The following is a 21,438-nucleotide window of genomic DNA, read 5'->3' on the forward strand; positions in this document are numbered from 1 at the left end:
TCCCTCACATTTTCTTGGGCATGCAATCCGCGCCGGCCGCCTTGATCGCGCCGCACAGGCGGCTGGCGTCGGCGCTGCTGCCGATCGGCCCGGCTTGCAGGCGGGTGACGGTGCCGGCCTTCACCAGATAGGGTTGATAGGCGGACAGGCCGCCGACCTTTTTCGTGAGCTGGCTCCACAATGTGCGGGCGCGGCCTTCTTCGCCAAAGGCGCCAAGCTGGACGCGCCATCCGCCCGAAGCGGCCGGTGCGGCGACAGAGCGGACGGGCGCGGGCGCCGGCTTTGCGGCCGCAAGCTGCGGCGCGGGCCTTGGCGGTGTCGGCTTTGCCGGAGCGGGCTTGGCCGGCGCAGGTTGCGGCGCACTGGCGATGGAGGGTGGCAATTGCGTGGTGCGCACGGTCGAGGGCGCGCTGCGCACCGGGGCGGGATTTGCCGGCGCGGCGGCCAGCGCCGTGCCGCTGCTACCTTCATTCTTTTCCAGGCTGGCCGCCAGAGCCAGACCCTGTTTGCGCTGATCTTCGGGGATGAATTTGTCCATTTGCTCCAGGCTGCTGCTGGCCTGCGGCAGGCCCGACGCGGCGGCGCGGGTCATCAGCGCATAGGCGCGCACCCAATCCTTGCCGATCATGTCGCCGTTAAACAGCGCCGTGCCGACAATATATTGCGCGCGCGGTTCCCCGCGGACGGAGGCATGTTGCAGATAGGGCATGGCGTTGGCGCGATCGCCCTGCTGGAACATCAGCAGGCCCAGATTATCCTCTGCGCGCAAATGCCCCTGCTGCGCGGCCTTCCGATACCAGTCGAGCGCAGTGTTGAGATCGGGCTGAACGCCGCGCCCCAGCTTATAGGCCTGACCCATGTTGAACTGCGCGTCGCTATCGCCCGATTGGGCCAGCGGCCGCCATTCGGCGATGGCTTTGGCGTAATCGCCCTGTTGCCAGGCGTCGACCCCGGCCTTCACATCGGCGATGGCGGGCGCAGCCGCGCCCAGCAGCGCGGCGACGGCCGCGATCGCCCAAATGGGTTTGTCCTGCATAGTCCATGCTCCTGACAGATGGCGTTTGCCAAAGGTCTATGGCGAAACAAGGTTAACGGGTTGTTAGCGCAGGCGGCGCTTTGTCCGTGGCGGATTTTGGGCAGTTAACCGAATTTTAGGCGCGGCCATGCCATTCCAGCCGGAACTGGATTTTCTGGGGGACGGGCGTGCGGATTCTGGCATTGGCATCGCAAAAGGGCGGATCGGGCAAGACGACCTTGTCCGGTCATCTGGCGGTGCAGGCGCAACGGGCAGGGGCTGGTCCCGTGGTGTTGATCGACATTGATCCGCAAGGGTCGCTGGCCGATTGGTGGAACGAGCGTGAGGCCGAATATCCCGCCTTTGCCCAGACCACCGTGGCGCGGCTGGCCGCCGACCTGGAAGTGCTGCGCCAGCAGGGGTTCAAACTGGCCGTCATAGATACGCCGCCCGCCATCACCATGGCGATCCAGAGCGTCATTTCCGTCGCTGAACTGATCGTCGTGCCGACCCGGCCCAGCCCGCATGACCTGCGCGCCGTGGGTGCCACCGTCGACCTGTGCGAACGCGCGGGCAAGCCGCTGATCTTCGTGGTTAACGCCGCCACGCCCAAGGCGCGCATCACATCCGAAGCGGCCGTCGCCCTGTCGCAGCATGGCACGGTCGCGCCGGTCACGCTGCATCACCGCACCGACTTCGCTGCGTCGATGATCGACGGCCGCACCGTGATGGAGGTCGATCCCAAGGGACGCTCCGCCGGGGAGGTCGAGGCGCTCTGGTCCTATGTTTCGGACCGGCTGGAAAAGAATTTCCGCCGCACGGTCTTTTCCGTGCCGCAGGGCAGCGTCGGCACGATCGGCGCATCACGTTCACCGGGCGGCGGCTTTGGCCGTCGCGTGATCGGCCAGTAAGGGAGGAACCGGATCATGGCCGAACCCAAACCGCTCGCATCGCTCACTTCCGGCCTGCTCGCCCGCAAGGGTGCGGCCCAGCCGGCCATGCGCCGCCCCATGCTTGGCTTTGGCCGGGCGGCGACGGCGTTGCAGCAGGATGATCTGGGCTGGAACGACATGGGCTTTGACGTCGAACCGACGCCCCAGCCGATCGAGGAGCCGGTCGCGCTGATCGGCCTGACCCCGATGGCGCCGGTCACGGCCCCGGAGCCGACGGTTGTCACCGAACGCAAAAAGCTGGCCAGGCGGATCGCCGGCAAAACTGCGCCGGCCCCCGCGCCGCTGGCGGTGGCTGTGGCCAAGGGACGCAAGGCCGCCTTCACGCTGCGGCTGGACGGCGAACGCCATTTGAAACTGCGCCTTGCCTGCGCCGTCACCGGACGGTCGGCGCAGCAGATCGTGACGCAGGCGCTCGACAATCTCCTCAACGACCTGCCGGAAATCGACCGGCTGACTCAGCAGCTGCCGCATATGCGCGACGGCCAGTGAATGAAGGGTGGGTATTGATATGAACCGCAAGACTTTCGGAAAGGCGGCGCTGTCCTCGCTGATCGTGGCGACGACTATGGTCGGTTGCACCGGCGCGGCCTTCCATCCCCGGACTGCCGCCGTACCGCAGAAGGGCGATCCGGCGAAGCTGGCCGCCGCCGCTGAAAAGGCGCTGGCCGGCCGCAATGCCGAAGCCGCCGTGCAATCGGCCGAAGCGGCCGTACGGCTGGCGCCGCAAAATGCCGGCTATCGCCAGATATTGGGCCGCGCCTATGTGCTGGCGGGCCGTTTCGCTTCGGCGGAAACGGCGCTGTCGGACGCGATGGACCTGGGCAATAGCGACGCCAGCACCGTCGTCAGCCTAGCGCTGGTGCATGTCGCGCAGGGGCGCGGCGATGATGCGCGCAGCCTGCTGGTCGACCATGCCGACACCGTTCCCGCTGCCGATTATGGCCTGGCGATGGCGATGGCGGGCGACGCGGCCGAAGGCGTGCGCATCCTGTCCGCCGCCATTCAAGACCCGTCTGCCACTGCCCGCACGCGCCAGAACCTGGCCTATGCCTATGCGCTGGCCGGCCGCTGGAAGGATGCGCGCATGCTTGTCGGCATGGACATGGAGCCGCTGGCCGCCAACAAGCGCATTTCCGACTGGGCGCAGATCGCCGAACCTTCGCTGGCATCGATGCGCGTTGCTGCGCTGATGGGCGTCACGATCAATCAGGGCGATCCGGGCCAGCCGGTCGCGCTGGCGCTTGCCGCGCCCGCCAATGCCGCGCCGGTCGAAATGGCCGCCGCCGCCCCGGTGACGCAGGCGCCTCTGCCGGCCGAACCTGCGCAGGCTGAAGCCGTCCAGCCGGTCGTCCAGATGGCGCAGGCCGATCCTGCGCCCGCGCCGGTCATCAAGGCGTCGCGCGCGCCGGTTCGCGTGGCCGCCCGCGATTTCATTATCGAGGATCATAACGCCCGCCCGGTCGCGGCAAAGGCCCGCGTCAAGGGGCCGTCCATGGCCGCTCCGGCCGCCCGGATGCAGCAGGTCGCCTTCCTGAAGCCGGTCGCCAGCGGCGCCAGCAACTGGGTGGTCCAGCTTGGCGCCTATGACAATGCGGCGGTCGCCAAGGAAAAATATATGGGGATGGCGGGACGCAGCGATGCACTGGCGGCCTTCCCGGTCCTGACCAGTCAGGCGACCGTCAATGGCAAGGTCTATCATCGCCTCGCCGTCAGCGGCTTTGCCAGCCGTGCCGATGCTGCGCTCGCCTGCCGGTCGATCCGGGCCAGGCATGGCCAGTGCTTTGTGCGTGAAGGCGCGCCCAACGCCACGCCGCAACGCTGGGCCGTGGCCAGCCGTGGCCGCCAATACGCTTCGCGCTGAATTTACGCTCCCAAGCGCCCCCACTGAAGCGCGCAGGCCACCGGGCCATGCGCGCTTCTTCTTTTCCGGGCGCGCGGCGGCATTTCGCTGCTGCCATTTGCGCCTTTCGTGCTTATGACGCTGGCGATGACGCCTGATCTTTCCGCCCTTGTCGACAGCATCGTCGCCCGCATGGGCGCAGCGGAGGACCGCGGGCAGGTCGCCAGCTATATCCCCGAACTGGCGAAGGTCGATCCGGCCCAGTTCGGTATCGCGATCGCCACCGCCGACGGACGCATGCTGACCGGGGGCGACGCCGACACCAGCTTCTCGATCCAGTCCATATCCAAGGTGTTCGCGCTGACGCTGGCGCTGGGCAAGGTGGGCGATCAGCTATGGCAGCGGGTCGGGCGGGAACCGTCGGGCAACGCCTTCAACTCCATCGTCCAGCTGGAGCAGGAACATGGCATACCGCGCAATCCCTTCATCAATGCCGGCGCGATCGTGGTCGCCGACGTCAATCTGGGCGGGCATCAGCCGCGCGTCGCCATTGGCGAGATGCTGCGCTTCGTCCGCTATCTGAGCGGCGACGACAGCATCGCCATCAATGAAGATGTCGCCGCGTCCGAAACGACGACCGGCTTTCGCAACATGGCGCTCGCCAATTATATGCGCGCCTTCGGCAATGTGCGCCATCCGGTCGATCTGGTGCTGGGCACCTATTTCCATCAATGCGCGATCGAGATGAGCTGCCGCCAACTGGCGCTGGCCGGCCGTTATCTGATGCTGGACGGGCGGCATCCCGACGGGGGCAGGGTGGTGTCGCCCGGCCGCGCGCGGCGCATCAATGCGCTGATGCTGACCTGCGGCCATTATGACGCATCGGGCGACTTCGCCTTCCGCGTCGGCATCCCTGGCAAGTCGGGCGTCGGCGGCGGCATATTGGCGATCGTGCCCGGCCGCGCCGCCATCGCCGTCTGGTGCCCCGGCCTGAACGACAATGGCAATTCAATGTTGGGCACGCAGGCGTTGCAGATGCTGGCCGAAGCGACCGGATGGTCGGTGTTCAGCGCGCCGGAATTTTGACGCGCCAGTTTAGCCGCAAAAAAAAACCTATCCGACCTCGTCGGGGCGCAGGCGGCGCAGCTTGGGCGCCTTGTCCAGATGGGCCGCTTCCTTGATGCCCATGCGCAGATCTTCGCGCGTCTGGTGGATGGAGGCGATCACCGGACCCATGGCGACGCCCAGATCGACCAGCGCCGTTTCCGCCAGTTGCAGCGAGCTTTCCAGCGTTTCGGGCACCGCGTCGCTTGCGCCGGCCTGATAAAGCTGGGCGGCATGATCAGTGTCGCGGGCGCGCGCGATGATCGGCAGGTCGGGCACCCAGCCGCGCACCCGCTTGGTCACGCGCACCGACAGCACCGGATCGTCCATCGTCAGAATGAGCGCGCGGGCATGGCCAAGGCGCAGCTTGTCCAGCATTTCCGCCCGCGCAACGTCGCCGAACAGGATCGGATAGCCCAGCCGTCGCGCCTCCGCGACGACGTCCGGGTCCGATTCGACGACGATGAAGCGCTGCTTGTGGGTCTTGAGCAGGTCACAGATCATATGGCCGACCCGGCCAAAGCCGATGACGACGGCCGCCGCTTCGGTCTGTTCCTGTTCGGTTTCGACCCGCTCTTCGCCCAGCGCCATTTCCAGCCGCCGGGCAATGTCATGGCCGATCCGCGCCAGCAAAGGCGTGATGGTAAGGCCGATGGCGGTGACGATCTGCCAGAAGGCGGCGGTCGATGGCAGGATGAGTTGGGCCGCCGCTGCCGCCGACAGCACGATCAGGGTGGTTTCGGATGGGCTGGACATCAGCACGCCGACCTCCAGCGCCACGCCCTTGCGCACGCCCGACAAATAGAGCAGCGCGGCCGTCACCACCGTCTTGGCCAGCACCACGCCCAGCACCGCCAGCAACAGGCTGGGCCAGTTGGCCAGGATCACGCGAATGTCCAGGCTCATGCCCACGGTGATCAGGAACACGCCCAGCGCCAGCCCCTTGAACGGGGCGGTCATCACCTCGACCTCGCCATGATAGTCCGTCTCGGCGATCAGCAGTCCGGCAAGCAGCGCGCCCACGATCGGCGACAGGCCCGCGATCGATGTGGCGAGGCTGGAGACGATGACGACCAGCAGGCTGGCGGCCAGAAAGACTTCGGGGCTTTTGGTGCGCGCCGCCTGACTGAACATATGGGGCAGGGCGATGCGGCCCAGCACCAGCATCACCGCAATGGTGACGCCGCCCTTCATCAATGTGGTGGCCAGTTCGTTCCAGGCACCTTCCGGGCTGGCGGCGACCGAGGGGGCCAGCGCGCCGAGCATGAAGATGATCGGGACGAGCGCCAGATCCTCGAACAGCAGCATGGAGAAGGCGGATCGCCCGACCGCGCTCTGTGTGCCGACCATCGGCAGCACGACGGCGGTGGAGGAGAGGGCGAGCGCCAGGCCAAGGCCGATCGCGCCCGCCGTCGGCTGACCCAGCAGATAAAGGCCCAGCGCGATCAGCAGTCCGCTGCCGATCAGTTCGGCCGCGCCCACGCCGAACACCTGCGTGCGCATCGTCCATAATCGGCGGAAACTCAGTTCCAGCCCGATCGAAAATAGCAGCAATATGACGCCCAGTTCCGCGAACGGCTCGATCGCCTCGCGATTGGAAATGGTGACATGATAAAGCCAGGGATATTGCCCCACCAGCGATCCAAGGCCCGCCGGCCCCACCGCCAGCCCCACCAGAATGAAACCGATCACCGGGCTGATGCGGAAGCGCGCAAAGCCGGGAATTACCAGCCCCGCCGCGCCAAGGATGACGAGGGAGTCGCTGAAGCTTTGGGGATTGATTGCGCCGGCCATGCGCCATCATTGCGGCTGGCGAACGGAATTGCCACCCCTTGCGTCAAATTAGACGGAAATGGCCATCATTGCTTGCAGGATGGTGCGGACGGCGGGACTTGAACCCGCAATTCCAGGGGAAGGCGGATTTTAAGTCCGCTGCGTCTACCGATTTCGCCACGTCCGCTTGGCCGCGCAGATGCGCGGTCGCGCCACCCCTGAAGGGTGCGGCGCGACCCGTCAAGCGGCAGTTGATGTCAGGCGGCGCCCTTGACGTTCAGCCGCTCGCGCATTTCCTTGCCCGGCTTGAAATAGGGCACGCGCTTGGCGTCAACCGGCACCTGTTCGCCGGTGCGGGGATTGCGGCCCGTCCGCGCATCACGCGATCGGGTCGTAAACGCGCCAAAGCCGCGTAGTTCGACTCGCCCGCCCGAAGACAGTCGATCGACAATCTCCTTGAAGAAAAGATCGACGATCTTCTCTACTTCCTGGAGATTCAGGCCGGGATTTTCTTCGGCCAGTTTCTGTATCAGTTCCGAACGGATCATTGGTTCTCCAGCGCCCCTCTGCTGTACCCCGCCGCCATAATAGAGATTCGGAAAGCCGTTGACAATCAGGCAGCAAGAAGATCGTTTCGTTCTCAAAAGGACATATGTCCCAAATAAGAAAAAACCCGCCGGACTGGATGTCCGGCGGGCTGTTTTCTTGCCTGTGGGCAGGAGGAAGGGCTTAGCCTTCGCTCTTGGCCTTGAGCGCTTCGCCCAGAATGTCGCCCAGCGACGCGCCGCTGTCGGACGAGCCATACTGCGCAACCGCCTGCTTCTCTTCGGCGATCTGCATCGCCTTGACCGAGAAGGTCGGCTTCTTGGCGCGGTCGAAGCCCGTCACCATCGCGTCGAACTTCTGGCCGAGCTGGAAGCGTTCCGGACGCTGTTCGTCGCGGTCGCGGCCCAGGTCGCTGCGCTTGATGAAGCCGGTGGCGCCATCTTCGCCAGCCTGGACTTCCAGGCCGCCGTCGCGGACTTCCAGAACGGTCACGGTGACGATCGCGTTCTTGTTCAGGCCAGCAGCAGCGGCGGTGGTGCCGCCAGCGGCCGGGCCGCCACGCTCAAGCTGCTTCATGCCGAGGCTGATGCGCTCCTTCTCGACATCGATGTCGAGAACGACGGCCTGAACCGTCTCGCCCTTGCGGTGCAGCGCCAGCGCGTCTTCGCCCGAAATGCCCCATGCGATGTCCGACATGTGGACCATGCCGTCCACGTCGCCGTCCAAGCCGATGAACAGACCGAATTCGGTCGCGTTCTTGACTTCGCCTTCGACGGTCGAACCGATCGGGTGACGTTCGGCGAACGAATCCCACGGGTTCGACTGGGCCTGCTTGAGGCCGAGCGAAATGCGGCGCTTTTCGGGATCGACTTCGAGGACCAGAACTTCGACTTCCTGGCTGGTCGAAACGATCTTGCCGGGGTGAACGTTCTTCTTGGTCCAAGACATTTCCGAAACGTGGACCAGACCTTCGATGCCGGCTTCCAGCTCAACGAACGCACCATATTCGGTGATGTTCGTGACGCGGCCCGACAGCTTGGCGCCAACCGGGTACTTGGCGCTGGCGCCTTCCCAAGGATCGCTTTCCAACTGCTTCATGCCCAGCGAGATGCGCTGCGTGTCGCGGTTGATGCGGATGATCTGAACACGGACGGTGTCGCCGATGTTGATCATCTCGTTCGGGTGATTGATGCGCTTGTAAGACAGGTCGGTGACGTGCAGCAGGCCATCGATGCCGCCCAGATCAACGAACGCACCATAATCGGTGATGTTCTTGACGACGCCTTCGATGATCTGGCCTTCGGCCAGCGTCTGGATGAGGCCGCTGCGCTGTTCGGCGCGGGTTTCTTCCAGAATGGCGCGACGCGACACGACGATGTTGCCGCGGCGGCGATCCATCTTCAGGATCTGGAAGGGCTGCGGAATGTCCATCAGCGGGGTGACGTCGCGAACCGGGCGAATGTCGACCTGCGAACCGGGCAGGAAGGCCACGGCGCCGTCGAGGTCGACGGTGAAGCCGCCCTTGACGCGGCCGAAGATGACGCCTTCGACGCGGGCGCTTTCGGTGAATTCGGCTTCCAGCTTGTCCCAGGCGGCTTCGCGGCGGGCGCGGTCGCGCGACAGCATGGCTTCGCCATGGGCGTTTTCGACGCGGTCGACATAGACTTCGACTTCGTCGCCGACCTTCAGGTCAGCCTTCTGGCCCGGCGCAGCGAATTCGCGCAGCGGCACGCGGCCTTCCGACTTCAGGCCTACGTCGATGACGGCCAGGTCGTTTTCGATGGCGGTAACGGTGCCCTTGACGACGCGGCCTTCGAAACCGCCGTCTTCACCACCGAGAGAATCATTGAGAAGCGCGGCGAAATCGTCGCGCGAGGGGAATGCCACAGAGGCCATAAAAGGTCCTTCGTTCATCATTGCTGGCCAATCGGTTGTGTCCGATGGTCTTTGGCCAAACTACTAGGCAAACCGAATATCTGCCCAGTATCCAAGGGGTTGGGCGTTGGAACGCTCGATCCTTGAAAAGCGAAAAGGGCGCCCGGAAACACCGCGCGCCTTATCGGGTCATCCCTCAGGGGCGACCTTCAAGCTGAGCGTCCACAAGCGCGATCGCCCGCTGGACGGCGGCGTCTATAGTCAAATCGCTCGTATCTAGCAAGTCCGCGCCCTCCGCCTGCTTGAGCGGCGCATGATCGCGGCTCATGTCGCGCGTGTCGCGGGCCTGAATGTCGGCGATCAGCGAATCCATGTCGGGATGGCCGCCATGGTTGAGCGCATCCTGAAAGCGGCGTTCCGCGCGCACCTTAACGCTGGCGGTGACGAAGATCTTGGCGTTGGCGTCCGGGGCGATCACCGTGCCGATGTCGCGCCCGTCCAGGATCGCTCCGCCCGGCTGGGTGGCGAAATCGCGCTGCCGCTGGATCAGCGCGTCGCGCACGCTCTGGTGCACGGACACGCGCGAGGCGAGGCTGCCCACCGCTTCGCTGCGCAGCGCCGGATCGGCCAGGATCGCGTCGTCAAAGCCGCAGGCGGCCAGCGCGTCTTCCTCATGATCCGGGTCGCCGCCGGCTTTCAGCACCGACAGGCCGACCGCGCGATAGAGCAGCCCGGTGTCGAGCACGGGCAGGCCATAATGCCGCCCCAGCGCCTTGGCGATGGTGCCCTTGCCCGATGCGGCGGGTCCGTCGACGGCGATGATCATGATGAAGCAATCCTGCTAGCTGGCGGTTTTGGCCCTCGCGGCACGTCGGCCGGCAAGGTCGGTTGGTGAAGGGATGATCGGCGCCAATTCGGCGATGACGGCGTCGGCGTCAATGAAAAGTGCATCAATCATGCCTTCTTCGCCCCGGTTGCCAAAACGGACGAAGCCATGGCTTGGATTGTTGAAATGCACGAAAAACACCATTCCGTTCTTACCGAGGGCTTTCGCCTTGAGCGCACAATGGAGCAGCATCACGTCGGGCTGGGTCATTGGTCCTGCGATCAGGGCGTTGGCTGCGTGATAGCCGGTCTTGTCCACAGGGTTGGGATTTAGCAGCGACTTGCCTTTAAGGTTCCAAACCTTTCCGGACATGGATTCGTAATCACCGACGGATGCATAAGGCAGCAACAGCTTGAACAGCGTTTTGTTGTCCGTGTCGGACTGAATAAGCGCTGCAAGTTGTTCGTCTCGCCGTTTTTGCCAAGCCCCCTCGGGTGATTGGGCCAGCGGGCCGGTCAACTGGTCAGGGCGGGCTCCCTCGCGCAACTGTCTGATGATTGGGGCCAGTTGACCGAAATTCGCTCCGACCCAGCGGGATCGTCCGACGAACAGGCGGCGGGCTTCATCCGTCTGGCCTGCATGCGCCTTTTTCAACAGATCGAGCAGATCCAGCAATTCCACGAATGCGGCCTCGCCATCGACGGCGCGCCCCTCCAGCTTGCGGCGGTCGACCTGTCGCCGGGCCTCGCTTGCGCTTGCGTCGGCGGCGGTCCAGTTGCCTGCCAAAGCCTGATAAAGGGCGATATTGGATAGGCTGAAGCCCAGATCGACTTCATCGGGCTTTTCCACCAGAGAACGGCGCCAGTCATTCATCTGCTGCAACACAGTGGCTGCATCGGCAAAGCGGGCGTTTTCGGCATAGGCGTTCGCGAGGCGCCACATTTGCAGCGGCGACAGGCGGGCGATCAGCGCGCTTGTGCGAATTTCTTCGGCCTGCGCCTCTGGCGAAAAGGCGACTTGGTTTCGTGGCACCAACAGCGGATAATAGCTGTCGGGCAGTTGTTGAGCGGGTGCGTAGTTGAACTTGATGGCCTGGGCCATGTCGCCGTGCCGCAGGGCGGCGCTTCCGGCGATCAGGTCGATGGACATTCCCATGGACCGCTTGAAATAGGGATTGTCGGCCAGACCGGCGGTCACGGCTTCATGGCGGGCTAGTTCCGTATCCTTGATGGCGCCCGCATAATCCTTGGCTTCTATACGGTGGAGCGCCCGCGCCAGAATCAGCGGCAGGCGGCGTACGATATTGCCTTCGGGGGTGGCGCTGTCGATCAACTGGTTGCACGCATCGACACCGGCTGCGCCGAATTTGCGCTTCGACGGGTCAGGCGTTTCGGGCGACGGTGCGAACAGCGCCAGCAGTGTAACGGCGCCGATGAAGCGTGCGATCGTTTCGCCTGCGGCCATGTTGTTGGGATTGCCGTCGCATTGAATGTAGAAGGAGGGTTCCTTCGACGCTGCCGGCTCGGCCGCCTGGCTGACGGGTGCGCTGAGCGTTGCGGCAAGCGCCATCGTTGCGGCAAATGCCGACCCACGAAATACCATGTAGAAATCCCCCGGCTATTCAATTCCCCGATGCGGGGTCTCGATTGGCCGGGGGATAAAGTCAATCCAGTAAAATCAGCCTGTTGTCAGCCAATCGCCCCCAGGGACTGAAGCAATGGCAGAAAGGTTGGGAAGCTGGTCGCCACCGGGCGCATGTCATCGATGGTGACGCCATCCTTCGAAACGAGGCCCGCCACCGCGAAGCTCATGGCGATGCGATGGTCCAGCTTGGTGGCGATCGGCCCGCCACCGGGCAGAGGCGCGCCGCCGCTGCCTTCGATGATGATGCCGTCCTCCAGTTCCTCAACCGCCACGCCGATCGCGCGCAATCCTTCGGCCATGGTGGCGATGCGATCCGATTCCTTGACGCGCAATTCCTCCAGACCCCGGAAGACGCTGCGGCCATGGGCGAAGGCGGCGGCGATGAAGGCGACGGGATATTCGTCGATCATGCTGGGCGCGCCCGCCGGATCGGGCTCCACGCCCTTCAATGCGGATGCGGTGACGATCAGGTCGCCGACCGGTTCGCCGCTGACTTCGCGGGCATTCACGATCTCGATCGATCCGCCCATGTCGCGCAGCAGATCGATCAGGCCCGCGCGCGTTGCGTTGAGGCCGACATTGGCGATCGTCACCTGCGATCCGGGGACCAGCAGCGCCGCGACCATCGGGAAGGCGGCGGAGGAGGGGTCGCCCGGCACGACGATGTTCTGCGGCTTCAGTTCCGCTTCGCCGACCAGCGTGATGATGCGGGCGCCGTCCGCCTGGGTTTCGACGCGCAGGTCCGCGCCAAAACCTTTGAGCATGCGTTCGCTATGGTCGCGGGTCGGGATCGGCTCGACGACGCGGGTGATGCCGGGGGTATTGAGGCCGGCAAGCAGGATCGCCGATTTCACCTGCGCCGATGCGACCGGCAGCGTGTAATCGAGCGGGACGGCGGGGCAGGCCCCCTTCATCGTCAGTGGCAGGCGATCCCCCGGGCTGGTGGTGAAGCTGGCGCCGATGCGCGCGAGAGGTTCGGTCACGCGCGCCATCGGTCGCTTGCTCAAGGATGCGTCGCCCACGAAGGTCGCGGTCAGATCATGGCTGGCCAGCAGGCCCATCAGTAGGCGGGTGGACGTGCCGCTATTGCCCATGTCGAGCGCCGTTTCAGGCTGAAGCAATCCGCCCACGCCCACGCCATGGATATGCCAGACGCCGTCTTCGTCGCGGGTGATGGTCGCGCCCATCGCCCGCATGGCGGCGGCGGTGGCCAGCACATCCTCGCCCTCCAGCAGTCCTTCGACCCGGCTTTCGCCGATGGCCAGCGCCGAGAGCATCAGCGACCGGTGGGAAATGCTCTTGTCGCCCGGCACGGTGACGCTGCCGGACAGGGGCGGCGCGGCGGTGAAGGTCTTGGGGGTGGGCTGATCGCTATGATGGGTCACGCAGTATCCGTTGTCATGGAACCGAAAAAATGCGAGCGGCTTTTGACAGCGCCGCCCCGCTATGGCAAGGCGCGCGACGTTTCGCGGGCAACTCCGTTGCGCCGCGTGATTTCTGTTTGAGCATCGAAGAAGGAACAGGCCGGACATGGTGAAGGCTGAATGGGGCACGAAGCGGACCTGCCCGAAATGCGCGACTCGCTTCTACGATCTGGGCAAGGACGATCCGGTTGTCTGCATCAACTGCAACACCGCCTGGGAACCGGAGCCGGTGCTGAAGTCGAAGCAGCCGCTGCCTTATGAGGAAGCTGCGCCCAAGAAGGTGATCGAAACCGCCGATGGCGAGCTGGAAACGGCTGACGACGATCTGGACATCGATCTGGACGTTGATGACGACGGCGATTCGCCGGACAATGACGTCGATCTGGGCGGCGATGACGACCTGGGCGTCGACGCCGGCGGCGACGATAACGACGACGACAATTAATTGAAATTTGTGCTTGCCAACGGGGTCGCCTGACCCTAGAGGCAGCGACCTCCGAAGCGCCGGACCCAAGCGGCGCTTCACTGGTTACGGGGCCTTAGCTCAGCTGGGAGAGCGCCTGCATGGCATGCAGGAGGTCAGCGGTTCGATCCCGCTAGGCTCCACCAGTTTCGCCTTTGGCGAAACGCCCGAGCAGCGATGCTGCAAGGATGATAGACATTAGACCGACGGCATTGCCGGACATGGTCCAGTCCATTTGGGCGCGGCATCAGGCTGCAAACGATGGGGCCTTAGCTCAGCTGGGAGAGCGCCTGCATGGCATGCAGGAGGTCAGCGGTTCGATCCCGCTAGGCTCCACCAATTTTTTGGATAGAGAAAATGTCCGGGGGACATTTTCCCGAAAAATTCCCGAGCGCAAGCGAGGGTACAAACATCTCCCCACATTCTATCCCATCAGGCCAGCGGTAGCTTGCGCGCGCACGCACTATTCATAAATCCGTTCGCCCTGAGCCTGTCGAAGGGCTGTCTTTCGACGCTGGCAAGAAAGAGCAGGGCTTCGACAGGCTCAGCCTGAACGGCGGAGGGCTACGCCACTCCTGCCTGGACCCGTCGCTCCATCAGGCAGGCTTCCTCGCCATAGGAGGCGATTCGGCCGGGCAGGCGCGTGAAGCCCTGTCTTGCCCAGAAACTGTCCGCGCCGGCCACCGCCATCAGCATCATGCGTGCATAGCCCGCCGCCTGCGCCTGCGCGATTGCCGCCGTAGTTCCGCTGGCCCCCGCGCCGCTGCCGCGCGCATCGGGGAGCAGCGCCAGATCATGGAGATAATATATGTCCGCTGACGAAGGAATCGCGCCCAGCAGGCTGCCCAATGCCGGCGGCGCATCGCTGCGCCAGGGATGGGCGATCAGATAGCCGAGCAGGCTTCCGTCGCGCTCCAGCACCTTGCACCCGTCGGGATACAGCGCCAGCCGTTCGGCATAGACCGCCATATCCTCCGTATAGGCGCCATGCACCGCGTCGGAGATCGCCTTGACCGCCGGCAGGTCGGCCCGTCGCATCGGCCGCCAGACCGGATCGCTCATGCCAGCGACACGAAACTGTCCATCACCCGCTTACGCCCGGCCGTCTCGAAATCGATCTCCAGCTTGTTGCCTTCAATCTCCGCAACGCTGCCATAGCCGAATTTCTGATGGAACACGCGCTGGCCCACGCTCATGTCGCTGCGCCCCTTATTACCCAGCGACACGGCCGACGCGCGCGCCTCTACGATTCGCACCGGCTCACGGCTGAACTGGCCCGACGATTGCGCCCGCTGCCAGCCCGGTCCGCGCCCCGATCCGCGCGCGACATTGGCGAAGGGATCGTCCCGTTCCGACCAGTTGGCGCGCCAGAGCGATGCGCCGCCCGACATGCTGCTTTCCTCCTCCACATGTTCGGGCGGCAATTCACCGACGAATCGGGAAGGAATGCTGCTGGTCCACTGGCCATAGATGCGGCGGTTGGCGGCGTGGAGGATGGTGCAGCGCTTGCGCGCGCGGGTGATCGCCACATAAGCGAGCCGCCGTTCCTCCTCCAGGCTGTTCTGCCCGCCTTCGTCCAGCGCGCGTTGCGAAGGGAAGACACCTTCTTCCCAGCCCACGAGGAAGGTCGTGTCGAACTCCAGCCCCTTGGCGGCGTGGATGGTCATGATCGTGACCTTGCGCTCATCCGCCTGCGCCTCATTATCCATGACCAGCGACACATGTTCCAGGAACGCGCCCAGCGTTTCATATTCTTCCATGGCGCGGGCCAGTTCGGACAGGTTTTCCAGCCGGCCGGCGCTTTCCGTGGTGCGTTCGGCCTGCAACATCGCGGTATAGCCGCTTTCGTCCAATATCTGCCGGGCCAGCTCCGCATGGGGCAGTTGCGCCGCCCGGTCGCGCCAGCGCGCCAGGTCGCCGATGAACGCGCCCAGCGACCGGCGCGCCTGTGGCGTCAGTTCGTCAGTGTCCAGGATGCGCGCCGCTGCGAGCGCCAGCGGAATGCCCTCCGCCCGCGCCAGCCGATGCAGCTTCTCCACCGCCTTGTCGCCCAGGCCGCGCTTGGGGACGTTGACGATCCGTTCGAACGCCAGATCATCGGCCGGCTGGTTAACGAGGCGCAGATAGGCCAGCGCATCGCGGATTTCGGCCCGTTCATAGAAACGGAAGCCGCCGACGATGCGATAGGGCAGGCCGATCTGGATGAAGCGATCTTCGAACTCGCGGGTCTGGTGCTGGGCGCGGACCAAGATCGCGACTTCGTCCAGCGATCCGCCGCTACGCTCGATCGCTTCGATTTCCTCGCCGACGCGCCGGGCTTCCTCTGGTCCGTCCCACACGCCTACGACCTTCACCTTCTCGCCAACGTCAATGTCGGTCCAAAGGGTCTTGCCAAGCCGATTGCCATTTTCTGCGATCACGCCGGACGCCGCGCCCAATATATGGGGGGTGGAACGATAATTCTGCTCCAGCCGGATGATCGTCGCGCCGGGGAAATCCTTTTCAAAACGCAGGATATTGGCCACCTCAGCGCCGCGCCAGCTATAGATGGACTGGTCGTCATCGCCCACGCAGCAGATATTCTTGCGCGTCTGGGCCAGCAGTCGCAGCCAGAGATACTGGCTGGAGTTGGTGTCCTGATATTCGTCCACCATGATGTAGCGGAATTTCTGCTGATATTGCTCCAGCACGTCGCGATGCTTTTTCAGGATCGTCAGCACATGCAGCAGCAGATCGCCGAAATCGCAGGCGTTCACCTCGCGCAGGCGCGCCTGATAGGCGGCATAGAGCTTCTGCCCCTTGCCATGGGCATAGCCTTCGCTCTCGCCCGCGCCGACATCTTCGGGCGTCCAGCCTTTATTCTTCCACTGGTCGATCAGCCCGCCCAGTTGGCGCGCCGGCCAGCGCTTTTCATCGATCCCCTCGGCCTGAATCAGCTGCTTCATCAGGCGCAACTGGTCGTCGGTGTCGAGGATGGTGAAATTGGATTGCAGCCCCACCAGTTCGGCATGGCGGCGCAGCATCTTTGCGGCGATCGCGTGGAAGGTGCCGAGCCAGGGCATGCCCTCCACCGCGTCGCCGATCATGCTGCCGACGCGCGCACGCATTTCCCGCGCCGCCTTGTTGGTGAAGGTGACGGCCAGGATTTCTGACGGCCAGGCGCGGCGCGTGCCGATCAGATGGGCGAGCCGCGCGGTCAGCGCCGCCGTCTTGCCCGTACCCGCGCCGGCCAGCACCAGCACCGGCCCTTCGGTGGTCAGCACGGCCTCCCGCTGCGGTTCGTTCAGGCCCTTGAGATAGGGCGGATCATTGGGGGAGGGCGCTGGCAGGGTCATCGGGATCAACTAGGGACAGGGGGAAGGATGGGCAAGGGCGGCCCCTTGCGGCGACCGGCTTTCTATGAGAACAAAAGGCGAATCATGCAAGGGAGATGAGCGATGCTGACAGGCAAATGCCAATGCGGGGCGATCCGTTACGAAGCCGACGGCGACCCGGCCTATAGCGCGCTCTGCCATTGCGCTGATTGCCGGGCGAGCGCTGGCGCGCCGATGGTCGGCTGGGCGCTGTTCCCGGAAGACAAGGTGACGATCAGCGGCGAACCCGTCCGTTATCAGTCATCAGAAAACGCCACGCGCCATTTCTGCGGCACTTGCGGGACGGGACTGTTCTACACCAATCCGGTCATCTTCCCCGGCGCGATCGACATTCAGACCGCGACGCTGGACGATCCCGCCGCCCTGCCGCCGCAGGCCCAGATTCAGATGGCCGAAGCGATGCCATGGATGCCGCATATGCAGGATATTCCCGGCTTCGAACGCTATCCTGAAGGGCCGTGACGCGCGGCCCGGCGCGGATGCGGCACATTCGGTCGCCAGCGTAAGGAACGACGGGATGGCGCTTCCGGTTTTCTCTTCTGCCTGAGTGGGCAAACGGGGCGAGAACATAGGAAGGAAATCCCGATGAAGACGTTCATGCTGGCAGGCGCGGCCTTGCTGAGTTTCACCACCATGACGGGCGCGGCAATGGCGCGGCAGACGCCCGCGCCCAGCAGCCTGCCACCCGGTGATGCGATGACGTCGCCGCCGCCGGCCGATGCGCCGCCTGCTGCGGCTGATCCGGCGACTGCTGCCGATCCCAATGCCGGCCAGCCGACGGGCGCAGTGCCGGCCGATACCGGCATGACGCCCGCGCCCGCCGATGTGCCCAAGGATCCGAGCGCGCCGGTCGGTTCGTCCGCCAATCCGGTGACGGTGGGCGGCAACATGACCCCGCCGCCGACCGAAGCGAAAGACTATCCGCGCTGTTCGCGCACGGTGCAGGACAGTTGCATCAATCCCGGTGAGGCAGGGAAGGCGCGCAAGCCGCGTTAATCTTTTGCGGCGGCGCGGGCAGGGCGGCGATCAGCGCCGCCAGTCCGCGCCGGTCGCGCGCGGCATCGGCTAGGCTGTAACGGTCCAGCACCGCCAGAAACGCATGGGTCGCCTCCGCCAATATGCCAGACAGGCCGCATGCCGGGCGGATCGCGCAGGACGGGCAATCCGCCATCCTCATATCCGGCTCGCTATGGCGCACCACCGCGCCGATGCTAATTTCCTGCGGGGGCCGCGCGAGCGTGAAGCCGCCGCCGCGGCCGCGCTGGGTGGCGATGAAGCCGCCCTGACCCAGATGATGCACCACTTTCATCAGATGATTGCGCGACAGGCCATAGCCGTCGGCAATCTCCGGGATCGTCGCGCGCGCCGCTGGCGTCGCCGCCAGATGGATCAGCACGCGCAGCGCATAATCGGTGTGGCGGGTCAGTTGCATGGCATCATCCGATAGTGCCGTGGCGCGCAGCTTTCAAACATATATCCTGTTTACATCTTAAAAGATGTAAATTAAATACACCTTATCGACTCCGCAGAAAGGTTCATCAGGTGTCCACTTCCCTGTCTCAACAGACTATCGCCATCGTGAAATCGACCGGCCCGGCCCTGCGCCAGCATGGGGTGGCCATCACCACCGCCATGTATCGGCGGCTGTTCGAAGATGCAGAGGTGAAGGCTATGTTCGATGCCGCCGCACAGGAAAGCGGCGAGCAGCCCAAGAGGCTGGCGGCAGCGATCCTTGGCTATGCCGAAAATATCGACAAGCTCGAAGCGCTGGGCGGCGCGGTCGCCCGCATGGTCGCGCGCCATGTCGATACCGGCGTGAAGCCGGACCATTATCCCAAGGTCGCCGCCGCCCTGCTGCCCGCGATCCGCGAAGTGCTGGGCGAAGACATAGCGACAGATGATGTGCTGGCCGCCTGGGCGGAAGCCTATCAGTTCCTCGCCAATCTGCTCATCGCGGAAGAGGCAAAGGCATATGCGGCCGCTGCCTGACCAGCATCAGCGCCGCCGGTTCAGTCCTCCGCGCGCAGCAATGTGATCCGCGCCTTGCCGACATCGCGCACGGCGTCGACGGCGAAGCCCTTGACCGCCACATCCTCGCGCCGGTCGGTTTCGATGCTGACCCAGGTTGCGCTGCTGGTCCATCCCAGTCGCGCCAGCTTGTCCAGCGCCACCTGACCCGCGCCGGTATCATAGGGCGGGTCCATGAAGATGAGGTCGAGCGGCTTTGGCGCCGGCCCCAGCGCCATAACGCTGCTGGCGCGAATGTCGGGGCGGATGCCCAGCCGGTCGCCATTGGCGCGGATCGCGTCCAGCGCCGGCTTGTCCTGCTCCACGAACAGACAGGTCGCCGCGCCGCGCGACAATGCCTCGAAACCCAGCGCGCCCGATCCGGCGAAGAAATCGCCGATCGCCAGCCCCTCGAACGATCCGATCCGGCTGGTCAGCATCGAAAACAGCGTCTCGCGCGTGCGGTCGCCGGTGGGGCGGGTGGCGTCACCCTTGGGCGCGGTCAGCGGGCGGCCGCGCCATTGGCCCGAAATGATCCTCATGCCTTTGCGCCTTTCAGGCTGGCGCGGAACTGGGCCAGGTCATGCGGGCGCACTTCTTCCACCGCGCCCATCGGCAACTCGCCGAGATAGAAGGGGCCATAGCTGGTGCGGATCAAACGGTTCACCTTCAGGTCCAGATGCTCCAGCACCCGGCGCACTTCGCGGTTCTTGCCTTCGGTCAGGGTCATTTCGATCCACTGGTTGCGGCCGGTGCGCCGCTCCAGATTGGCCTCGATCTGGCCGTAGCGAATGCCGTCAATCTCCAGCCCGTCGAACAGATCCTCCAGCTGCTGCTGGCTGACCTCGCCAAAGGCGCGCGCGCGATAGGTGCGCGGCACCCCGGTCGCGGGCAATTCCATCTGCCGCTTGAACTCGCCATCAGTGGTCAGCAGCAACAGTCCTTCGGTGTTCATGTCCAGCCGGCCGATCGGCATCAGGCGCGGCAGGTCGGCGGGCAGGCGGTCATAAATGGTCGGCCGCCCGGCCGGATCGCGCTCCGTGGTCAGATAGCCGGTCGGCTTGTGGAACAGGAACAGGCGCGTGGGTTCGGGCGCGGCGACCGGCACGCCATCGACCGTGACGCCATGCAGCGACGTCAGCAGCGTTGCGGGCGTATCCAGAACGACGCCATCCCTGGCGATCCGGCCTTCCTCGATCATCCGTTCGATTTCCCGGCGGGAGGCGACACCGGCGCGGGCCAGCAATTTGGCGATGCGCTGCGGCTCGCCCTTGCCCTCCGCATGGGCGGGATGCGGGTTGGCCGGGCCGGTGGGAGCGGGCTTCTTGCCGCCGGGTCTGCGAGGGGGATAGCTTTTCGGCGCGTCGGCGCGGCTGCGATCGAAACGAGGGCGCTCGGCGCGATCGCCCTCGACGCGCTGCGGCCGTGCACCTCTCGGCGCAGTCGAACGGGGCGCATCGGTGCGCGCGCGTTCGGGACGCTCGCTCTCACCCCGTTCGCCACGCGCCTGTATCGGGGCGCCGAAGCGTGATCCTTCCGATCGGTCCTTGTAGGGGCGGCCACGCTCGAAGCGCGGACGTTCCGCCCGCTCGCCTTCGCTGCGATTGCCGCGCGCATCCTTGGGCGCGCCGAAACGCGATCCTTCCGGTCGTGCCCGGTCGGGCCGGCCACGGTCGGCGCGGGGGCGCTCGGTCCGTTCGCCTTCGCCCCGGCCGCCGCGGGCATCCTTGGGCGCGCCAAAGCGCGCTCCATCCGCCTTCGTGCGTTCGCTGCGCCCGCCTTCATCGCGACCGAAGCGGGGTTTCGCGTCGCCATTGCGGGGCGCGCCGGGGCGCTTGTTGCCGGGGCCGCCGGGGCGTTTGGGACCGCCGGGTCCTGCCCTGCGGGGCGGTCCAGATTTTTTCGGCGGTTGCACGGGCAGTTCCTTTATTAACGCACTGGTCCTTCCCATATCGGTGGAAAGCCAGCAACAGGCTGAAATGTGCCGCTCCGGCGCTTGGGCGAGGGGGACAGATATTGTCCTCTGGCAACCCGATGCGCGAGCATGGCGTTTCTTTGGTGCATGGCGGACTCAGGGCGGACTTGGCAAATGTTTTTCGGTTTCGTGAAAGAGGAAGGCGTTCGCAAATCCCGCCGAAAGGCCGTCCGCACCGTACTGGTGGTGGAGGATGAGCCGCTGGTGGCGTTCGACAATGAACATGCGCTGGAACATGCCGGCTATTGCGTCGCCGCCACCGTGGACGATCATGATCATGCGGTGCGCGTCATCGACGAAGGCGGGATCGATCTGGTGATCGCCGATGTCGCCCTGCATGGGCGCAAGAACGGCATCGACGTCGCCCGCCACGCCGCCGGGCAGGGTCTGGCCGTGCTGTTCGTCACCGGCCATTGCCCGATCGACGCGCGCGCTCTGGCGATCGGATGCCTTGCCAAACCCTATGCCCCGCGCGACCTGATCGCCGCGATCGGCGTGGTCGACGCCGTGCTGCGCGGCGTCAGGCGCCCCAAATCGCCGCCGGGCCTCAGCCTGTTCGACGCGGCAGCCTGATCGCCGCAAAGCCCCCTTGCCTGACGGCAATCAGGCCATATGGTGG

Annotated in this window: 21 protein-coding genes and 3 tRNA genes; 11 read left to right on the forward strand and 13 right to left on the reverse strand. The window is 65.1% G+C overall.

Going from position 1 to position 21,438, the window contains the following annotated elements; all coding sequences use genetic code 11:
* Positions 1-4: 4 nt before the first annotated feature.
* Positions 5-1,036 carry an SPOR domain-containing protein gene (locus tag ACFOKF_RS07630; protein WP_380794600.1) on the reverse strand — a complete coding sequence of 344 codons (1,032 nt, stop codon included), beginning with the start codon at positions 1,034-1,036 and terminating at the stop codon, positions 5-7.
* A 167-nt stretch (positions 1,037-1,203) separates the two neighbouring features.
* Between ACFOKF_RS07630 and ACFOKF_RS07635 the strand changes: the two genes are divergently transcribed.
* The 4 genes from ACFOKF_RS07635 (at position 1,204) to ACFOKF_RS07650 (ending at position 4,894) form a co-directional block, all read left to right on the forward strand.
* A complete protein-coding gene (locus ACFOKF_RS07635) occupies positions 1,204-1,926 on the forward strand; it encodes a ParA family protein (RefSeq protein WP_298397447.1) in 723 nt (240 codons plus the stop codon).
* 15 nt (positions 1,927-1,941) lie between these two features.
* Positions 1,942-2,457, forward strand: coding sequence for a hypothetical protein (locus tag ACFOKF_RS07640; RefSeq protein ID WP_380794603.1), 516 nt, complete (start codon positions 1,942-1,944; stop codon positions 2,455-2,457).
* Between the two features lie 19 nt (positions 2,458-2,476).
* A complete protein-coding gene (locus ACFOKF_RS07645) occupies positions 2,477-3,829 on the forward strand; it encodes an SPOR domain-containing protein (protein WP_380794605.1) in 1,353 nt (450 codons plus the stop codon).
* Between the two features lie 126 nt (positions 3,830-3,955).
* A complete protein-coding gene (locus ACFOKF_RS07650; RefSeq protein ID WP_380794608.1) occupies positions 3,956-4,894 on the forward strand; it encodes a glutaminase in 939 nt (312 codons plus the stop codon).
* A 27-nt stretch (positions 4,895-4,921) separates the two neighbouring features.
* Here ACFOKF_RS07650 and ACFOKF_RS07655 read toward each other — a convergent pair whose 3' ends face one another.
* The 7 genes from ACFOKF_RS07655 to aroA form a co-directional block, all read right to left on the reverse strand.
* Positions 4,922-6,706 carry a cation:proton antiporter domain-containing protein gene (locus ACFOKF_RS07655; RefSeq protein WP_380794610.1) on the reverse strand — a complete coding sequence of 595 codons (1,785 nt, stop codon included), beginning with the start codon at positions 6,704-6,706 and terminating at the stop codon, positions 4,922-4,924.
* Positions 6,707-6,786: 80 nt separating this feature from the next.
* A tRNA-Leu gene (locus ACFOKF_RS07660) sits at positions 6,787-6,872 on the reverse strand.
* 70 nt (positions 6,873-6,942) lie between these two features.
* Complete coding sequence (locus ACFOKF_RS07665) at positions 6,943-7,233, reverse strand: integration host factor subunit beta (RefSeq protein ID WP_298397459.1); 291 nt, start codon at positions 7,231-7,233, stop codon at positions 6,943-6,945.
* 181 nt (positions 7,234-7,414) lie between these two features.
* Positions 7,415-9,127, reverse strand: coding sequence for a 30S ribosomal protein S1 (rpsA, locus tag ACFOKF_RS07670; protein ID WP_380794613.1), 1,713 nt, complete (start codon positions 9,125-9,127; stop codon positions 7,415-7,417).
* Positions 9,128-9,302: 175 nt separating this feature from the next.
* Complete coding sequence (gene cmk, locus ACFOKF_RS07675) at positions 9,303-9,932, reverse strand: (d)CMP kinase (protein ID WP_380794615.1); 630 nt, start codon at positions 9,930-9,932, stop codon at positions 9,303-9,305.
* 15 nt (positions 9,933-9,947) lie between these two features.
* Positions 9,948-11,396, reverse strand: coding sequence for a hypothetical protein (locus tag ACFOKF_RS07680; protein ID WP_380794618.1), 1,449 nt, complete (start codon positions 11,394-11,396; stop codon positions 9,948-9,950).
* Between the two features lie 224 nt (positions 11,397-11,620).
* Positions 11,621-12,961 carry a 3-phosphoshikimate 1-carboxyvinyltransferase gene (gene aroA, locus ACFOKF_RS07685; RefSeq protein WP_380794620.1) on the reverse strand — a complete coding sequence of 447 codons (1,341 nt, stop codon included), beginning with the start codon at positions 12,959-12,961 and terminating at the stop codon, positions 11,621-11,623.
* A gap of 145 nt (positions 12,962-13,106) precedes the next feature.
* Between aroA and ACFOKF_RS07690 the strand changes: the two genes are divergently transcribed.
* The 3 genes from ACFOKF_RS07690 to ACFOKF_RS07700 all read left to right on the forward strand — a co-directional run bounded on the left by ACFOKF_RS07690 (position 13,107) and on the right by ACFOKF_RS07700 (position 13,802).
* On the forward strand, positions 13,107-13,445 hold the full coding sequence (locus tag ACFOKF_RS07690; protein ID WP_298395674.1) for a TIGR02300 family protein: 339 nt from the start codon (positions 13,107-13,109) through the stop codon (positions 13,443-13,445).
* Between the two features lie 88 nt (positions 13,446-13,533).
* Positions 13,534-13,609: transfer RNA gene (locus tag ACFOKF_RS07695), tRNA-Ala, on the forward strand.
* Between the two features lie 117 nt (positions 13,610-13,726).
* Positions 13,727-13,802, forward strand: a tRNA-Ala gene (locus tag ACFOKF_RS07700).
* Between the two features lie 225 nt (positions 13,803-14,027).
* Here the strand turns inward: ACFOKF_RS07700 and ACFOKF_RS07705 are convergent.
* Together ACFOKF_RS07705 and ACFOKF_RS07710 are read right to left on the reverse strand one after the other, a co-directional pair.
* Positions 14,028-14,525 (reverse strand): GNAT family N-acetyltransferase, encoded by a 498-nt coding sequence (locus tag ACFOKF_RS07705; RefSeq protein ID WP_380794623.1) that lies wholly within the window; start codon positions 14,523-14,525, stop codon positions 14,028-14,030.
* On the reverse strand, positions 14,522-16,798 hold the full coding sequence (locus ACFOKF_RS07710; protein ID WP_380794626.1) for an ATP-dependent helicase: 2,277 nt from the start codon (positions 16,796-16,798) through the stop codon (positions 14,522-14,524). Before ACFOKF_RS07710 ends, ACFOKF_RS07705 begins: the two co-directional genes overlap by 4 nt.
* A gap of 102 nt (positions 16,799-16,900) precedes the next feature.
* Here ACFOKF_RS07710 and ACFOKF_RS07715 point away from each other — a divergent pair, with 102 nt between their 5' ends.
* Entirely contained in the window at positions 16,901-17,299 is a 399-nt protein-coding gene (locus tag ACFOKF_RS07715) for a GFA family protein (protein ID WP_380794628.1), read from the forward strand.
* A gap of 123 nt (positions 17,300-17,422) precedes the next feature.
* Positions 17,423-17,833, forward strand: a complete 411-nt coding sequence (locus tag ACFOKF_RS07720; protein ID WP_380794630.1) for a Fe-S oxidoreductase — start codon at positions 17,423-17,425, stop codon at positions 17,831-17,833.
* On the opposite strand, the gene ACFOKF_RS07725 is transcribed toward ACFOKF_RS07720, so the two are convergent.
* Positions 17,793-18,269, reverse strand: a complete 477-nt coding sequence (locus tag ACFOKF_RS07725) for an Rrf2 family transcriptional regulator (RefSeq protein WP_380794633.1) — start codon at positions 18,267-18,269, stop codon at positions 17,793-17,795. The genes ACFOKF_RS07720 and ACFOKF_RS07725 overlap by 41 nt on opposite strands.
* Before the next feature lie 110 nt (positions 18,270-18,379).
* Here ACFOKF_RS07725 and ACFOKF_RS07730 point away from each other — a divergent pair, with 110 nt between their 5' ends.
* Positions 18,380-18,826: a globin domain-containing protein gene (locus ACFOKF_RS07730; RefSeq protein ID WP_380794635.1), complete on the forward strand. Its 447-nt coding sequence runs from the start codon at positions 18,380-18,382 to the stop codon at positions 18,824-18,826.
* Between the two features lie 20 nt (positions 18,827-18,846).
* Here ACFOKF_RS07730 and rsmD read toward each other — a convergent pair whose 3' ends face one another.
* Both rsmD and ACFOKF_RS07740 read right to left on the reverse strand, forming a co-directional pair.
* Positions 18,847-19,386: a 16S rRNA (guanine(966)-N(2))-methyltransferase RsmD gene (rsmD, locus tag ACFOKF_RS07735; protein WP_380794637.1), complete on the reverse strand. Its 540-nt coding sequence runs from the start codon at positions 19,384-19,386 to the stop codon at positions 18,847-18,849.
* On the reverse strand, positions 19,383-20,759 hold the full coding sequence (locus tag ACFOKF_RS07740) for a pseudouridine synthase (RefSeq protein WP_449325391.1): 1,377 nt from the start codon (positions 20,757-20,759) through the stop codon (positions 19,383-19,385). Before ACFOKF_RS07740 ends, rsmD begins: the two co-directional genes overlap by 4 nt.
* Positions 20,760-20,933: 174 nt before the next feature.
* On the opposite strand from ACFOKF_RS07740, the gene ACFOKF_RS07745 reads away from it, so the two are divergent.
* Positions 20,934-21,392, forward strand: a complete 459-nt coding sequence (locus ACFOKF_RS07745) for a response regulator (protein ID WP_380794640.1) — start codon at positions 20,934-20,936, stop codon at positions 21,390-21,392.
* Positions 21,393-21,438: the final 46 nt, after the last annotated feature.

Source organism: Sphingobium rhizovicinum (assembly GCF_042647625.1).
Taxonomy (GTDB): Bacteria; Pseudomonadota; Alphaproteobacteria; order Sphingomonadales; family Sphingomonadaceae; genus Sphingobium; species Sphingobium rhizovicinum.

Bases quoted from the DNA above. Each gene is read 5' to 3' on its own strand.
- ACFOKF_RS07630 (WP_380794600.1), bottom strand. From the start codon at position 1,036: ATGCAGGACAAACCCATTTGGGCGATCGCGGCCGTCGCCGCGCTGCTG.
- ACFOKF_RS07640 (WP_380794603.1), top strand. From the start codon at position 1,942: ATGGCCGAACCCAAACCGCTCGCATCGCTCACTTCCGGCCTGCTCGCC.
- ACFOKF_RS07645 (WP_380794605.1), top strand. From the start codon at position 2,477: ATGAACCGCAAGACTTTCGGAAAGGCGGCGCTGTCCTCGCTGATCGTG.
- ACFOKF_RS07650 (WP_380794608.1), top strand. From the start codon at position 3,956: ATGACGCCTGATCTTTCCGCCCTTGTCGACAGCATCGTCGCCCGCATG.
- ACFOKF_RS07655 (WP_380794610.1), bottom strand. From the start codon at position 6,706: ATGGCCGGCGCAATCAATCCCCAAAGCTTCAGCGACTCCCTCGTCATC.
- ACFOKF_RS07665 (WP_298397459.1), bottom strand. From the start codon at position 7,233: ATGATCCGTTCGGAACTGATACAGAAACTGGCCGAAGAAAATCCCGGC.
- rpsA (WP_380794613.1), bottom strand. From the start codon at position 9,127: ATGGCCTCTGTGGCATTCCCCTCGCGCGACGATTTCGCCGCGCTTCTC.
- cmk (WP_380794615.1), bottom strand. From the start codon at position 9,932: ATGATCATCGCCGTCGACGGACCCGCCGCATCGGGCAAGGGCACCATC.
- ACFOKF_RS07680 (WP_380794618.1), bottom strand. From the start codon at position 11,396: ATGGCCGCAGGCGAAACGATCGCACGCTTCATCGGCGCCGTTACACTG.
- ACFOKF_RS07690 (WP_298395674.1), top strand. From the start codon at position 13,107: ATGGTGAAGGCTGAATGGGGCACGAAGCGGACCTGCCCGAAATGCGCG.
- ACFOKF_RS07705 (WP_380794623.1), bottom strand. From the start codon at position 14,525: ATGAGCGATCCGGTCTGGCGGCCGATGCGACGGGCCGACCTGCCGGCG.
- ACFOKF_RS07710 (WP_380794626.1), bottom strand. From the start codon at position 16,798: ATGACCCTGCCAGCGCCCTCCCCCAATGATCCGCCCTATCTCAAGGGC.
- ACFOKF_RS07715 (WP_380794628.1), top strand. From the start codon at position 16,901: ATGCTGACAGGCAAATGCCAATGCGGGGCGATCCGTTACGAAGCCGAC.
- ACFOKF_RS07720 (WP_380794630.1), top strand. From the start codon at position 17,423: ATGAAGACGTTCATGCTGGCAGGCGCGGCCTTGCTGAGTTTCACCACC.
- ACFOKF_RS07725 (WP_380794633.1), bottom strand. From the start codon at position 18,269: ATGCAACTGACCCGCCACACCGATTATGCGCTGCGCGTGCTGATCCAT.
- rsmD (WP_380794637.1), bottom strand. From the start codon at position 19,386: ATGAGGATCATTTCGGGCCAATGGCGCGGCCGCCCGCTGACCGCGCCC.
- ACFOKF_RS07745 (WP_380794640.1), top strand. From the start codon at position 20,934: ATGTTTTTCGGTTTCGTGAAAGAGGAAGGCGTTCGCAAATCCCGCCGA.